Origin of the sequence: Planktothrix tepida PCC 9214 (assembly GCF_900009145.1) — a bacterium.
GTDB lineage: Bacteria > Cyanobacteriota > Cyanobacteriia > Cyanobacteriales > Microcoleaceae > Planktothrix > Planktothrix tepida.
Window position 1 is genome coordinate 1 of record NZ_LN889866.1, and the last position, 763, is coordinate 763.

1 pseudogene is annotated in these 763 nt (G+C 34.2%); it reads right to left on the reverse strand.

The features are described 5' to 3' along the window. Positions 1-763, reverse strand: a pseudogene (locus PL9214_RS29525) (transposase); the annotation flags it as partial.

Genomic DNA, 763 nt, shown 5'->3' on the forward strand with positions numbered 1-763 from the left:
ATATAATAGTAGGCTGAATTATTAAACGCAGATTATTTAAAACATTTTTCCATCCCTCTTTATGATTCCATTGTTGGTGATTTGAGCAATCTGTAGTGTTTTTTTGCTCTCAAATTCTCTGGGACTGCCTTGACTTAAAGACCGGAAAACTTCGGAGTTTAAACTAATCATTAAATACACACAGAAAATGATTTCCCACCATTTTTCTATATCTGGAAAATCCGTCAACCGATAATCAGTCCAACCCAGTTCTTGTTTACATTGTCGAAATCCATATTCCACCCATGTTCTTAACCCGTATAAATTACCTAATGTCTTTTTCATCTGGCTTCTCTTCTCTGTTAAATTTGTCATGACAAACGAAGTTGATGTTTCTGGCATCGTTTCTGGATCTGTGGTAATTTCCCAATAGGTTCTTGTACTTCTTTTCCCAAATATGATTTCTCTAATATATCTAGTTTCTGATTCTTGATTGCTAAAAATCCTCTCAAATTTACACCATTTATTGGCTCTAACTGTCTGTCATCTTGACATCCAGACTCCATGATTACTTCTTATTGCCAGCATCCACGGTAATCCAAATTTATCTAATGTACTGATAAACGAACTACTTTCACCATACAGACTATCTGCTAATACCAATTCAATTTTAAATCCTAGTTCAACTAACTCTGTTAGGATTTAGGCACGCGATTTCAATCTTAGTTTTGTAGACATCTCCTTCTTTTAATGTTCCTTTGGGTTTAAATACTCTAAACACTAA